This is a genomic window from Thermoclostridium stercorarium subsp. stercorarium DSM 8532 (genome assembly GCF_000331995.1).
Classification (GTDB): Bacteria; Bacillota; Clostridia; order DSM-8532; family DSM-8532; genus Thermoclostridium; species Thermoclostridium stercorarium.
On record NC_020134.1, the window covers coordinates 685,983 to 700,797 of the forward strand.

Here is a 14,815-nt window from a genome sequence, read left to right on the forward strand (position 1 = left end):
GTCATTCACCTTCAATACGCATGATAATTTCAGTCCCATGACCAGGTGAACTGTTAATTGAGAAATGGAACCTTTTGTCATAACTCATCAGCATACGCCTGTATACATTCTGAATGCCCACCCCGCTTCCGGTCTCGCTGTCAGATCCGATTTCAGAATTGGGGTTCTTAAGTTTTTCAAGAATTTCCTCCACCTGTTTTTTATCCATTCCGGCCCCGTTGTCCTTTACCGATATCACAAGGGCGCCTGAGTCAATTTTCGCGGTAAGAACGAGTTTGCGCCTTTCGTCTATGGATGCCTGAAGACCGTGCTTGCACGCGTTTTCAACAATGGGCTGGATGCTCATTTTAGGGATCAGAAAACCCGAGTTAATCACTTCAGGGCTTATATTTATTTCATATTCAAATTTTCCGCCGAATCTGAATTTTTCAATAGCCAGATACTTTTCTATGAAATCAAATTCCTCTGAAACAGTGATAAAGTCGTTTCCGGGCGTAAGAAGCCTTTTTAGCAGCTTGGACAGACTGGATATGACACTGGACAGCTCGGTGTAGTTGTTTTTAACGCAGAATACCAGTATGGCGTTAAGCGTATTGAAAAGGAAATGCGGGTCAACCTGTGCCTGAAGATATTTGTATTTGGCCCTTATATTTTCAATCTCCATGCTTTTTTTCTGCATTTCCAGCTTGTAGACAACGTTTATCAGTTCGTTTATGTTGGTAATCATTTTGTTGAAAGCTATTATAAGCCATCCTATTTCATCCTTTCCCGGGTTTTTCAGTTCAAGCGGCTCGAAATAGTTTTCGCCGACTTTTTTTATATGGCTTGACAGTGCGAGAAGCCTGTAACGCATTGAATTTAATACAGACCAGATTATAAATACCGACAGGCCGGCCATTGAAAGAGTTATCAGTAATATGTATACAAGAACCACCAGTTGCCTTCTGTTTATCTGATTTCTGTCAAAAATGCCATATATCTTCCAGTCGCTGAAATACGGAGAGGTACCTATGGACTTATAAAGTATGAAATATTTGTCATCGGAAGGAGTGTGCAGAAACTGGGGATCGGTGCTTGTATTGGTGAGCTGTGTGCCCCAGAAAATCCTGTTGTCGCCGTATGTCAGATATGTGTCAATACTTTCGCCTTCAGAATTCAGTTCGGATATTATACGATCCAGTTTTAGTTCAATAAGAAGATAATTTACGGCGTTGTTCAGAAAGTCCGGAGATCTGACTTTTCGTATTATTGTTATTCTGTTTTGCGGAGGGGTAACCGATATGGCGGTGGAGTGAGGGTAAATGGTAAAATCCGAGGTATCGGAAGAAGCCAAAATATACCATTCTTTCTGCTTTGTTAAATCATCCAGAACACGAAAATGATCGACATTGATAAAATTCGTATCATCAATATACAGTGTTATCGATGCGATGTCAGGGTTGCTTACCAGGTACATGTTGAACCGGTTTCTGAGAAAGAACCAGTAAATTTCGTAATGCTCCACCGGAGTTGAAAATTCTCTGGAAAGGTCCTGACGAAGAGTTACATCTGCATTAATCTGGTTTGCCACGTTTATTGCGGTTTGGGTTAAGAGGTTGAAATTACCAGCAGTTTTTTCAAAGGACTGGTCAAGATAATGAACGGTATTTTGCCTTATCTCTCTGGATGTAAACGATATCCACACTACCGCACCGATTACGATGGGAACAAGAATACCGATTGTGTAGACCATTATAAATTTACGCCTGATACTGACATTGTCAAGTAAACGCAGTAACATGCTCATTTACAACTCCTTCTTGCTTTATGAATATTTCTTTTTATAATCCGACGGAAGAACGCCGGTCAGTTCCTTGAATTTTCTTATAAAATATCCGTAATCCGAATAGCCCACTTCTTCGCAGACTGCTGTTATTTTCATGTCAGTGCCTGCAAAAAGCGTCTTGGCGTGCTCTATACGCAGAAAATTTATGTAATCATTAAACTTACGCCCTGTTTTCTTTTTTATAATTCTGCTCACAATCATCGGTGAAATCGAAAATTTTTCCGATATGCTCTGTATGCTGATATTTTTCGTGCAACAGTTAGCCTTAATGAAGTCAATTATCTCGTTTTCCAACAATACAAGGGATTTGCCGGCGTTGCGGTTTATCTGTTCGAAAACGTAAGTGCAAAGGGATAAGGCCAGTTCCTTACACTTACCGTTCCCGTTTCCGATAGCATCTATGAAATCCAGAAGGATGCTGCCTGCTTCAACGCCACATGCAGACGCCGTTTTCCCTATCATACCCGCAAGCCGGTACAGGCATATCGTATTGCTCAGTGTTGAATCGGCATTTTTGCCCAGTTCATCGAAAAAATTTTCAACTGCGCCAACTACTTGTTGATAGTCGTTCCCTTTTACCGCGTTTATAACTTTATCGAAAAGCCGTTCCGGAATTACCGACTCCATTTTCGCTATTCGTTCGCTGAAAACCGGCTTTTTGTGAAGTTCCTCATAACACAGCACGTTGTTTTCTGGTTGGAGAAGATAATAGGTATAAAGTTGTTCAATCTGCCTGCTGCATATGTCGATACTTTCAGGCATTTCATCGTAAGATACACCGCTTATCAGCGCGCTGAAGCTGTGGAGTCCGAAAACCCACGGATTTGGATGACTGAAAATTTCCTTAATCCTGCCTGCCAGTTCGGTATAATCGGGGAAGAAGTCCATGCCGTCATGCATTACAAGAATGTAATTTCCGTTACCGTTATAGAAAATACAGTTCTCATTTTTCACGCCTGCAATATTAAGAAAAAAATCATAAATTTTGCTGTCTGGAGCAGGATGTATGTTCGGTATGGTTATAAAACGTATCATTCGTACTTTTGCGCGCTGTGGAATATCAAATATAAAATGGGCTTTTCGTTTCAGTTTTTCGCCGCGCTTCCCGCTTGTGATCTCATTGTAAAGCTGGTTGGCGGTATACCGGATGAATTCAAGGTTTTCCTCGTTAATTCTTCTTTCGTTTTCGATAATTTCGGCCACTCTGGAGAGCTCAGATGACAATTCTTCGGAATCCAAAGGTTTGGTCAGGTAACCGACAGCGCCAAGCTGCATGGCTTTTCTGGCATAGGAAAATTCGCTGTAACCGCTCAGCATTAGAAATTTCGGAACGGGTGACACAGTTTTGCGTATTTTCTCCAGCAGTTCCAGACCGTTTAAACCCGGCATGCGTATATCGCATATTACGAGGTCGGGATGTTTTTCACAGATGATCGGAAAAGCGGACAAACCATCCGACGCTTCCCCTACTATTTCATAGCCTTCTTTTTGCCAGTCGACGAAAATCTTCAGTCCTTCAAGCACGGATGGTTCATCGTCCACAATGACTGCTTTGAGCATTCAGCTCAGCCCCTTGAAAAAATGTCTTATAATGATCCCGAATTTAATAATTTACATTACCCCGGAAAGTAAAATATATTAAATATGCAATTGTGATTATACACCAAATGCCAATGCCGCGTCAATTTTGGCTATTATTGTTACCCAAAGGGTTAATCAAAATATAATTAAAAGGGGAGGTTACTTATGAAAAGGTTTGTTTCACTGCTTTTGGTGACACTGCTTGTGTTAAGTCTTACGGCATGTAATACAGCCTCAAAACAGGACACGGCTGCCACAACTCCAAATAATCAGACTGCAACGGAAAATGGGGGAACAGAACAGAAAAGCGGTTTACCGGTACTTTCGCCCGACAATCCTGTAACAATCAGTGTGTGGACAATGACAAACTACTCAGCTCCTTCTGCCGACAACAAATTGTCTAAGCTGCTGAAAGAGCGCCTTGGCGTTACAATCAACTATGAAATTATTCCCCCGGAAAATGCCGATCAGAAAATAGGCGTACTGCTTGCAGGTGGCGAATATGCCGACCTGATGGGTACTACCGACCTGAATATCCGTTTAATCAAAGGAGGAGCGCTTATTCCTCTTGACGACTATCTGACGGAGGACAAGGCAAACCTTCTTTATGAACATGTTAAGCCGTATTGGAACAGGCTTGCCACAGACGCCGGCGACGGAGAAAGGCATATTTATGTTTTGCCGAACTACAACCGTTACTATGGCGAAATTGTCGGAGGTACACATTACGGTGCTTCAGGATTCTGGATTCAGAAACATGTGCTTGAGGAACTGGGATATCCAAGTCTTGAAAATATGACGCTTGAAAGATATTTCCAGATGATTGAGGAATATATGAAGAAATATCCGACAATTGACGGAATGCCAACGATTGGTTTTGAGTTGCTATGCGCACCCGGAAGAGAATGGGTTCTTACCAATCCGCCTCAGTATCTTGCAGGGCATCCTAACAACGGTGGCGTTGTAGTGGACGAGAATAACGTTGCTACAATATTTGCCGACAAGGAAATAGCGAAGAGATATTATAAATTCCTGAACCAGATGAATGCCAAAGGGCTTATAGACAAAGAATCCTTCACCCAGACAAATGACCAGTACCTTGCGAAACTTGCTACAGGCCGTGTACTCGGTATGTATGACCAGCGCTGGGCTTTCGGTCAGGCTTATGATTCCCTTGTTGCGGAAGGTAAATATGAACGCACATGGGTACCTACAATGCCGGTTTATGAAGGTTGTACGCCTTATTACGCGGACAGAGAGGTCATGAATATTAACCAGGGATATGGCATTTCGGTTTCCTGCAAAAATCCCGACATTGTAGTTTCATTCCTTAATACAATGATGAGCGAAGAATGGCAGAAGCTATTTAACTGGGGAATTGAAGGCGAAGATTACTATGTGGATGAAAACGGAAGGTTCTACAGAACTCCCGAACAGAGAGAACAGCAGAATGATCTTGTATGGAGAAACAAGAACAAACTGGAAGCTCTGTATGATAATATGCCGAAGATTCAGGGAACATATTCCGACGGCAATGCCGACAGCCCGGGGAACCAGCCTGAAGAATTCTTTGATTCATTAAGTGATTATGATAAGAACTTCCTGACTTCATACGGCAAAAAGACATGGAGGGAATTCCTTAACCAGCCTCCGGAAAACCCTATATATTATCCCTGCTGGAATATTACTCTGCCGGAAGATGCTCAGGTTGTGAGCCAGCAACTGACCGACTTGGCTTTACAGTATCTGCCGAAAATTATTATGGCCGATCCGAGCGAATTTGAAACCCTTTGGGCGCAGTATGTATCCGAGATTAATAAAGTGGACGTAAAAGTATACGAGGATGCCATTAATGCCGGAATTCAGGAAAGAATAAAGAACTGGGGCAACTGATAGCCGGTAGTTTCAATAAATAAAGGGGATGTTTTTCCATCCCCTTTTTTAAAAGTAACGGAGGTATATTATGGAAGCAAACTCTGCTAAGAAGCGTAAAAGCGTGTGGAATACCATAGTTGCGCAGCATGAGCTTATAATTATGAGCGTTCCGTTGCTGCTGTATAAAATTTTATTTTCTTATGTGCCGATCGCAGGCTGGGCAATGGCTTTCCAGGATTATAAACCTTCAATAAGAAGTTTCTGGAAGCAGAAATGGGTTGGCTTTGATAACTTTGTAAATCTATTTACGGGATTAAACGGAGAACGCTTTTTAAGGGATCTGAAAAACACTCTGGGGCAGAGTTTCCTGACCCTATTGCTTGGCTATATCGGTGCAATAAGCCTGGCATTATTGTTAAATGAAGTTAAAAATACAACGTTTAAAAAAATTGTTCAAAACATTACATACATGCCTCACTTTTTGTCGTGGGTCATAGTTACCGGACTGGTTTCAACAATGCTTGCCATTCCTACAAGCGGCGGTATAATAAACGACGTACTGATAAGACTGGGTTTAATAGACGAGCCAATTATGTTTTTATCGGAACCCAAATATTTTTGGTGGATTGTAGCCTTTTCAAATTTATGGAAGGAAATGGGCTGGAATACTATCATATATCTCGCGGCAATGACGTCTATCGATCCAACACTGTATGAAGCCGCAGTTATAGACGGTGCGAACAGGTATCAAAAGATGTGGCATATCACACTGCCGGGGATTAAATCGACAATTGTTGTTCTGCTTATTATGAATATCGGCCATTTGCTGGAGGCGGGATTTGAAATTCAGTATTTCCTTGGGAACGGCCTTGTTGTTGAAAAAGCCGAGATTATCGATATTTTTGTTCTGAAATACGGAATTCAGATGGGGAATTATTCCCTCGCAACTGCCGCAGGCATTTTCAAAACATTTGTGAGTATAATTCTTATTTCCATAGCTAACTTCATAGCCGATCGCCTTGGCGAAGAGAAACTGATATAGGAGCGGGTAACATGGGTGTGAAAAAAAGGAAAAAAGTTGATATAGAGAATATTATCTTTACAACGTTAAATACTACCTATTTAATTTTTCTTTGTGTCGTAATGATATATCCTATGTTGAATACCCTGGCGGTATCCTTCAACGAGCCGCTTGATACCGTCCGCGGGGGTATTTACATATGGCCGAGAAAATTCACATTATACAATTATTATGTGGTATTTAACATGGATACCATTTACAATGCCTTTTATATAAGCGTTACAAAAACAATAGTCATAGTGGTTACGAATTTGTTTTTCACTTCCATGCTGGCGTATACGATAAGCAGGAAGGAGTATATTTTCAGAAAATTTATAACAACTGTTTTTGTATTAACGATGTATTTTAATGCAGGGCTCATACCGAATTATTTGCTTATTAAAAAGCTGGGGCTGCTCAATACCTTCAGTGTGTATTGGATTCCCAACATTGTCAGTGCTTTTAATCTGATAGTCATGCGTACATACATAAAGACCATACCCGAGAGCTTAATTGAATCAGCCAAAATTGACGGAGCAAGAGAATTTCATATATACTGGCGGATTGTCCTTCCGTTGATTACACCATGCCTCGCGACAATAGCGCTGTTTGTTGCGGTTGGTTCATGGAACTCGTGGTTTGATACATTTCTGTATAATTCAGCAAGGCAGGATTTATCAACTTTGCAGTATGAGCTGCAGAAGCTGCTGTCCAGCACAATGACCGCCGGTACGCGCGGAGCCCCGGCAGGTATAAACGAAGCAGGAAGGGCGGGAACTTCGGGAACTGGCTCGGGAAATGTTACCACCCCTCAGTCCATCCGCGCCGCAATCACAATTTTCACATCAGTGCCGATACTGTTGGTTTATCCGTTCCTCCAAAGATACTTTATACACGGCCTTGCCATAGGAAGCGTAAAAGAATGATGCTTTATATAAATTAGCATTTTACATCATATGTTTGGGAACAGGTACAATATAACCGGTGTATGGTCCGGCTTACCATAAACACCGGAAAACTATAAAAACGGAGGTGAGTTTGCATGAATGGCCGTAATGGGGGTAAAAGACCTATAGCGAGCCTGCTTGTGCTCACACTTGCATTTTTATTCATTCCGGTAACGAAGGCAGAAACAACGGTTTATCATGAGACTTTTGCCGAAGGAAAGGGAGCGGCGGTACAGTCAGGCGGGGCGACCATTACGCACGTTACCGGAAAATTTTTTGACGGCAACGGGGACGGAGCGGCACTGTACATATCCAACAGAGTGAACAACTGGGACGCTGCAGATTTCAGATTCAGCGACATAGGTCTTCAGGACGGAAGAATTTATAAAATAACGGTAAAGGGATATGTGGATCCCGATGTTCATGTACCGGAGGGTTCCCAGATATGGCTTCAGACCGTTAACAGCTATGGGTGGTGGGGCAGTACCGACATAAAGGCCGGTGAAGCCTTTACTCTGACGGGCGTATATAAGGTGGATACAACCAATGATTATGCTCTGAGGATTCAGTCCAATGACACCGGAGCATTTGTTCCGTTTTATATCGGTGAAATATTGATCACCGAAGAAACGGTTCCTCAGGATGACAGCCGAAATGGGAATAAAACTCATGCTGAGAAGTTCACACCCATAACCTTTGAGGACCAAACCACAGGCGGATTTACAGGCAGGGCAGGAACCGAAATTCTTACGGTAACCGATGAGGCAAACCATACCGATGGCGGAAGATATTCGCTTAAAGTCGGGGGAAGGAACGACACATGGCATGGCCCGGCGTTGGGTGTGGAAAAATACGTGGATCAGGGTTACGAATATAAAGTGGCGGTTTATGTCAGGCTGATTTCACCTGAAAGTGCACAACTGCAACTGTCAACGCAAATTGGTGAAGGCACATCGGCAAGTTACGTAAACCTTGCGAAAAAGAATGTTGCAATCAGTGACGGCTGGGTTCTGCTGGAAGGTACATACCGCTACGACAATCTTGGCGGAGGGTACCTGACAATATATGTGGAGAGCCCTGACAGCCCTGAGGCATCATTTTATATTGACGACATCAACTTTGAACCCACGGGCATGAAATCTGAAGAGATTGAAAAAGGTTTAAAATCCTTGAAGGATGTGTATAAGGATAATTTTCTCACCGGCACGGCGATATCATTGCGTGACCTGGAAGGTGTAAGGTTTGAGCTTCTGAAAAAACATTTCAATGCGGTAACTGCGGAAAATGCAATGAAGCCTTCCGAATTGCAGCGTGAGAAGGGAAATTTTACCTTTGACGGGGCAGACAGGCTTGTAAACGCCGCAATAAGTGCAGGAATGAAAGTACACGGGCATACGCTGGTATGGCACCAGCAGACCCCCGCGTGGATGAATATTAAGTTGGATAGCGGAGGAAATATTGTATACCTCAGCAGGGAAGAAGCGCTTGAAAATATGAGAAATCATATAAGAACCGTTATTGAGCATTTTGGCGACAAGGTTATATCGTGGGATGTTGTAAACGAAGCAATGAGCGACAATCCTTCCAATCCTTCCGACTGGAGAGGATCACTGCGTAAATCGCCTTGGTATTATGCCATTGGCGAAGACTACGTGGAACAGGCTTTCCTTGCCGCGAGAGAGGTGCTGGATGAACACCCCGAATGGGATATTAAGCTTTACTACAACGATTACAACCTTGATAACCAGAACAAAGCTTTGGCTGTTTACAACATGGTAAGAGAACTTAACGAAAAATACCAGAAAACTCATCCGGGAAAACTCCTTATCGACGGTATAGGCATGCAGGGACATTATTCTGTAAATACAAATCCGAAGAATGTTGAACTGTCACTGAAGCGGTTTACCGAACTGGGTGTGGAGGTCAGCATAAGCGAACTGGATATCCGTGCGGGCAGCAATTATCAGCTCACCGAGAAAGAGGCGAATGCCCAGGCCTACCTTTACGCTCAGTTGTTCAAAATTTTCCGTGAATATTCCGACAGTATTGCACGGGTTACGTTCTGGGGAATGGATGACGGTACAAGCTGGAGGGCGGAAGAAAGCCCGCTGCTGTTTGACAGGACCCTAAAAGCCAAACCTGCGTATTACGCTGTTGCAGATCCGGACGAATTCATTGAGAAATATAAGCCTGAAACAATAGAAGCCAACCGGGCATATGCGGTTTACGGCACACCTGAAATTGACGGAAAAACCGATGAAGTTTGGAACAAGGCACCTGAGCTGAAAATTAACAGGTACCAGACCGCTTGGCATGGCGCCGACGGCACCGCAAGGGTTCTTTACGACGAAAACAACCTGTACGTTCTGATCAAGGTTAATGACACACAGCTTGATAAAGGAAGCCCAAATCCATGGGAGCAGGATTCGGTTGAAATATTTATAGACGAAAATAATGCAAAAACATCATTTTATGAGGAAGACGACGGCCAGTACAGGGTTAACTTTGAAAACGAGACATCCTTTAATCCGGAAAGTATAGCCGGCGGTTTTGAATCGGCCGCGGAAGTTTCGGGAACAAACTATACCTTGGAAGTGAAAATACCGTTCAGGACCGTGAAACCCGTCAGCAATATGCAAATCGGATTTGACGTGCAGATTAACGACGGAAAAAACGGAGTGCGGCAGAGCATTGCAACATGGAATGACCCGACTGGAAATGCATGGCAGGATACTTCGGTTTTCGGTATTCTTACTTTGAAATCAAAAAATCCGGTTACCCGCGGTGAAGCCATTGTAAAAATTATGAAGGCTTATGATATGGAACCACTGGAAAACTGGAACGACAATTTCTCCGATGCTTCGGGAAGCTACGCGGGATATTACGCGAGAGCAAAGGAAACGGGTTTTGTCAGCGGTATCGGGGACAATAAGATAGGTGCTGAAATTCCGCTTACCCGGGAAATGTTTTTTACAATGATTTATAATATCGAACGAATAACAGGGAAAATGCAGGGGATAGATATTTCAGACGCGGAACTTACACTTTTCAGCGATTATAACGACTTGTCGGAGTGGGCCGAAGAGGCAGTTAAGGCATTGGTTAAATCAGGCAGGATCAAAATTAACGGCGATTTATTGCCGAAGGCGCTTATGGACGCTGAAGAAGTGGAGGCATTTTTAAGATTAAGATAATTTATATACAAGCGTAGTAAAAATACACCCGGACGGGCTGCTTTTACAGAAGTGATGACAGGACCTGTCCGGGTGTTTTATCTTTTATATTTACAAAACTAATCTTTCCTTCAGACAGCGGGCGCGCCTTGTGTCGCAGTGTGTACAGCCTAAATCCCGGTTGACAATTGATTACAAATTAATTTATAATCAATATCAATACAATAAAGGCGATGAAAGGGAGTAGTTACCGTTCTGTCCACGAAGGAACAGTGCCGCGACGGAGAGCGTTTTTGGGGCAAACAGTACGGTTAAAAAACACCCGGGAGCCTGTCGGGTGAAAGGTATTATTTCCCGTAGTCCGGCACGAGTTGTATGCGATAAGGACATAAACGGAGCTGAAACTTCTCATAAGATGGAACCACGGGAATGCCTCTCGTCCCTTCTTTGGTGGACAGAGGTTTTTTTGTTCCGAAAACAGGCAGGATTTTTATTATTAATGGGAGTGATGCGAATGTTGACAAGTGCGCCCAAGGGGACAAAGGATATACTGCCGGACGAGATATATAAATGGTATTATGTTGAGGAGAAATTCAGAGAAATGGCCGAAAGGTTTGGCTTCAGAGAGATCCGCATTCCTGTGTTTGAACATACCGAACTGTTTCAGCGGGGTGTTGGGGATACAACCGACATCGTTCAGAAAGAAATGTATACTTTTAATGACAAGGCGGGAAGGAGTCTGACGTTAAGACCTGAGGGAACAGCAGGTGTTGTTAGAAGTTATATCCAGAACGGTATGTCATCATGGCCGCAACCTGTAAAGCTGTTTTATAATATTACTGCGTATAGGTATGAGAATGTTCAGAAAGGAAGGTACCGTGAGTTCCATCAGTTTGGTGCGGAACTGTTCGGAGCTGCCGATCCCGGCGCCGATGCCGAGATTATATCCTTTTTACATCTGTATTTCATGGAACTGGGCATTAAAAATCTTAAATTGAACATTAACAGTATTGGATGTCCGGCCTGCCGTGAAAAATACAATAGAATACTAAAAGATTTTCTAAGAACAAAGCTTGACAGGCTTTGCGAAACATGCCGTGATCGGTTCAACAGAAATCCCATGAGAATTCTGGACTGCAAGGTTGAAACGTGCCAGAACGAACTTACCGATGTCCCTGCACTGCTGGATTATATATGTGATGACTGCAGAGAACACTTTGAGAAGCTCAAGGAAAAACTCGCCATTATGGAAATACCTTATTCAGTAGACAAAAGGATTGTCCGCGGGCTTGATTATTACACCCGTACGGTATTTGAATTTGTATCCGAAAATATTGGCTCGCAGGGAACGGTTTGCGGCGGCGGCAGGTATGACGGGCTTGTTGAAGCCTGCGGAGGGAATCCCACTCCGGGTATCGGATTTGCGCTTGGCGTTGAAAGGCTTTTGCTCGAAATGGAAAGCCAGAATATTGAAATACCAAAGCCCGAAGGCCCGGATATTTTCATAGGTTATATCGGCGAAAAAGCGCAAAGGCTTGCAGAAATCATTACGCTGAAGCTTCGTGCCGCAGGCATACGATGTGAAAAGGATATTATGGGCAGAAGCGTAAAAGCCCAGATGAAATATGCAAACAAAATTAACGCCCGTTTTGTTGTCATTCTTGGTGACGACGAGGTTGAAAGCGGAAAAGCGGAGTTAAAGAACATGGCGACCGGTGAGACAAAAGATGTTCATATAGATACAATAGTCGACAGACTGTTAAAATATAAACAGGGCAATAAAAATGAATAAATTAATACCTATGACTTAAAGGAGATGAAGTTATGGCGGAAAAGCTGACCGGTTTGAAACGGACTCATATGTGCGGTGAAGTCAGCGACCTGGATGTCGGTCATGAAATTGTGGTTATGGGCTGGGTTCAGAGAAGAAGGGAACTTGGCAAGCTGATATTTGTCGATCTCCGTGACAGGACAGGAATATTGCAGATTGTATTCAAAAGCGAACTGGACAGTGAGCTCCACAGCAAGGCTTTGCAGCTCCGCAATGAATATGTTATCGCTGTAAGGGGAGTTTTGCAAATACGTGAAGATATAAATCCCAATCTTAAAACCGGGAAATGGGAAGTGGTGGCCAAGGAACTCAGGATATTAAGCAAGGCTGACACGCCACCCATCCATATTGAAGACGTGGTGGACACAAGCGAGGCTACCAGACTGAAATACAGGTACCTGGATCTGAGAAGGCCCGTTATGCAGAAAAATCTCATGTTGCGGCACAGGGTGGCCAAGGTGGCCAGGGATTATTTCGATGAAAAGGGATTTATTGAAATAGAAACTCCTGTTCTGATAAAGAGTACTCCGGAAGGTGCGAGGGATTATCTCGTTCCAAGCCGCGTATTTCCGGGAAAATTTTTCGCACTTCCCCAGTCTCCGCAGCTGTTCAAGCAGATTTTGATGGTTTCCGGATTCGACAGATATTTTCAGATAGCGAAATGTTTCAGAGACGAGGATTTGCGTGCCGACAGACAGCCGGAATTTACACAGATAGACCTTGAGATGTCTTTTGTTGACATTCCGGATGTATTGGAAGTATGTGAAGGTTTTTTAAAGCGTGTATATGGTGAGGTACTTGGAATAGACATTGATATTCCGTTCCCGAGGATGACCTATGCAGAGGCAATGGAACGGTTTGGTTCCGATAAGCCCGATACCCGTTTCGGAATGGAATTGGTAAATGTAAGCGATATAGTTAAAAATTCGGCTTTCAAGGTTTTTTCCGGAGCCATTGAAAACGGCGGAAGCGTAAGAGCTATAAATGCAAAGGGGTGCGGCAGCAAATTCTCAAGGAAGGAAATCGACGCGCTGACCGATGTGGTCAAGACCTACGGCGCAAAAGGAATGGCCTGGATTGCCGTTGAAGACGGGAATTTAAGGTCTTCATTTACAAAATTCCTTACCGATGAGGAAATTCACGGAATACTCAAAAGAGTTCAGGCAGAACCGGGAGATCTTATCTGTTTTGTGGCGGATTCTGACAGCATTGTATTTGACGCTCTTGGCCATTTGCGCCTGGAAATTGCGAAAAAACTCAACCTTCTGGACGAAAACAAAAACAATTTCCTTTGGGTAACCGAGTTCCCGCTGCTTGAATATGACGACGAGGAGAAACGCTGGGTGGCGAAACACCATCCGTTTACATCACCGATGGATGAGGACATCCCGTTGCTTGATACCGATCCCGGTAAAGTGCGGGCAAAGGCTTACGATATTGTACTTAACGGCATAGAACTGGGCGGAGGAAGTATCCGTATCCATGATCAGGAACTCCAGAAAAAAATATTTAACGTTATTGGAATCTCTGATGAAGAAGCCCAGCGGAGATTCGGCTTCCTGCTTGAGGCTTTCAGGTATGGAACACCGCCTCATGGTGGCCTTGCTTTCGGCCTGGACAGAATGGTTATGCTCATGGCAAAGTGCGATTCGATACGTGACGTTATAGCATTCCCGAAAGTACAGAATTCTTCGTGCCTGATGACAGGCGCTCCTGATTTTGTTGATGAGAAACAGCTCGAAGAATTGCATATTAGAACGGTGATACCCGAAGATGAAAAATGAGGCTTTGAAGAAGGAAATAATAGAGTGGCTGGTGCATATTGCACTGGCCATTATTGTAACTTTGGCAGCTGTGAATTACATATGCCAGTTTACGATAGTCAAGGGAAATTCCATGCTGCCCACGTTACAGGACAATAATATTCTGGTAATAGAAAAGCTTTCACTGCATTTTGGCGGTATTAAACCGGGAGATATTGTGGTACTCAGAATACCCGATTTACTCGGAAAGGGCAAGGTATATGCCGTGAAAAGGGTAATTGCAACCGAAGGCCAGAAGGTTGAAATAAAGGACGGAAAAGTATTTGTAGACGGGGAAGAGCTTCAGGAAACCTATACCACCGGCAGTGACACCTTTGCAACGGGGGAATTCAGTAACATTGTGGTTCCTGAAAACTGCATCTATGTACTTGGCGACAACCGCCTCCCCGGAGCAAGCAAAGACAGCCGTACCTTTGGTCCGTTAAGCGAGGGGACAATAATCGGCAAAGTGGTTTTCAGGCTTTACCCATTCAGCGAAATAGGTCCGGTAGAATAGCCGGAAAAAAATTCATATTATTTATGACCATGTATAACGTTAAGTCAATAGAGAAAGGCGGATTTAATACAATGGCTGATGCGCAATGGAAGTGTATCAGCCAATTTTTTTTATTCCGACGTGGAGTATGAGTTTTTTATTCCGTCCGGAAAACGTTTTTGCGCAGGATTAAATTTTTCGTGTTTACATTTTTTTATTTTCAGG

The 14,815-nt window shown here is 43.4% G+C and carries 9 protein-coding genes; 7 read left to right on the forward strand and 2 right to left on the reverse strand.

Annotated features, from left to right (window positions below):
- Nucleotide 1: 1 nt before the first annotated feature.
- Together CST_RS03070 and CST_RS03075 are read right to left on the reverse strand one after the other, a co-directional pair.
- Nucleotides 2-1,786, reverse strand: coding sequence for a sensor histidine kinase (locus tag CST_RS03070; protein WP_015358364.1), 1,785 nt, complete (start codon nt 1,784-1,786; stop codon nt 2-4).
- 18 nt (nt 1,787-1,804) lie between these two features.
- Nucleotides 1,805-3,385 (reverse strand): response regulator transcription factor, encoded by a 1,581-nt coding sequence (locus CST_RS03075; protein WP_015358365.1) that lies wholly within the window; start codon nt 3,383-3,385, stop codon nt 1,805-1,807.
- Between the two features lie 186 nt (nt 3,386-3,571).
- On the opposite strand from CST_RS03075, the gene CST_RS03080 reads away from it, so the two are divergent.
- The 7 genes from CST_RS03080 to lepB all read left to right on the forward strand — a co-directional run bounded on the left by CST_RS03080 (nt 3,572) and on the right by lepB (nt 14,611).
- Complete coding sequence (locus tag CST_RS03080) at nt 3,572-5,299, forward strand: extracellular solute-binding protein (protein WP_015358366.1); 1,728 nt, start codon at nt 3,572-3,574, stop codon at nt 5,297-5,299.
- A gap of 70 nt (nt 5,300-5,369) precedes the next feature.
- Nucleotides 5,370-6,323: an ABC transporter permease gene (locus CST_RS03085; RefSeq protein WP_015358367.1), complete on the forward strand. Its 954-nt coding sequence runs from the start codon at nt 5,370-5,372 to the stop codon at nt 6,321-6,323.
- A gap of 11 nt (nt 6,324-6,334) precedes the next feature.
- The gene (locus tag CST_RS03090) at nt 6,335-7,267 is read left to right on the forward strand and encodes a carbohydrate ABC transporter permease (RefSeq protein ID WP_015358368.1); all 933 of its coding nucleotides are present in this window, start codon (nt 6,335-6,337) and stop codon (nt 7,265-7,267) included.
- A 116-nt stretch (nt 7,268-7,383) separates the two neighbouring features.
- Nucleotides 7,384-10,482: an endo-1,4-beta-xylanase gene (locus tag CST_RS03095; RefSeq protein ID WP_015358369.1), complete on the forward strand. Its 3,099-nt coding sequence runs from the start codon at nt 7,384-7,386 to the stop codon at nt 10,480-10,482.
- 493 nt (nt 10,483-10,975) lie between these two features.
- On the forward strand, nt 10,976-12,253 hold the full coding sequence (gene hisS / locus CST_RS03100; protein ID WP_015358370.1) for a histidine--tRNA ligase: 1,278 nt from the start codon (nt 10,976-10,978) through the stop codon (nt 12,251-12,253).
- Nucleotides 12,254-12,285: 32 nt separating this feature from the next.
- Nucleotides 12,286-14,076 carry an aspartate--tRNA ligase gene (gene aspS / locus CST_RS03105; protein ID WP_015358371.1) on the forward strand — a complete coding sequence of 597 codons (1,791 nt, stop codon included), beginning with the start codon at nt 12,286-12,288 and terminating at the stop codon, nt 14,074-14,076.
- A gap of 4 nt (nt 14,077-14,080) precedes the next feature.
- Nucleotides 14,081-14,611, forward strand: coding sequence for a signal peptidase I (lepB, locus tag CST_RS03110; protein ID WP_242823584.1), 531 nt, complete (start codon nt 14,081-14,083; stop codon nt 14,609-14,611).
- The last annotated feature ends 204 nt before the right edge of the window (nt 14,612-14,815 follow it).

What these genes read in the sequence shown, in the direction of transcription:
- CST_RS03085 (WP_015358367.1), top strand. Translation starts at nt 5,370, where the DNA reads ATGGAAGCAAACTCTGCTAAGAAGCGTAAAAGCGTGTGGAATACCATA.
- CST_RS03075 (WP_015358365.1), bottom strand. Translation starts at nt 3,385, where the DNA reads ATGCTCAAAGCAGTCATTGTGGACGATGAACCATCCGTGCTTGAAGGA.
- aspS (WP_015358371.1), top strand. Translation starts at nt 12,286, where the DNA reads ATGGCGGAAAAGCTGACCGGTTTGAAACGGACTCATATGTGCGGTGAA.
- CST_RS03095 (WP_015358369.1), top strand. Translation starts at nt 7,384, where the DNA reads ATGAATGGCCGTAATGGGGGTAAAAGACCTATAGCGAGCCTGCTTGTG.
- CST_RS03070 (WP_015358364.1), bottom strand. Translation starts at nt 1,786, where the DNA reads ATGAGCATGTTACTGCGTTTACTTGACAATGTCAGTATCAGGCGTAAA.
- hisS (WP_015358370.1), top strand. Translation starts at nt 10,976, where the DNA reads ATGTTGACAAGTGCGCCCAAGGGGACAAAGGATATACTGCCGGACGAG.
- CST_RS03090 (WP_015358368.1), top strand. Translation starts at nt 6,335, where the DNA reads ATGGGTGTGAAAAAAAGGAAAAAAGTTGATATAGAGAATATTATCTTT.
- CST_RS03080 (WP_015358366.1), top strand. Translation starts at nt 3,572, where the DNA reads ATGAAAAGGTTTGTTTCACTGCTTTTGGTGACACTGCTTGTGTTAAGT.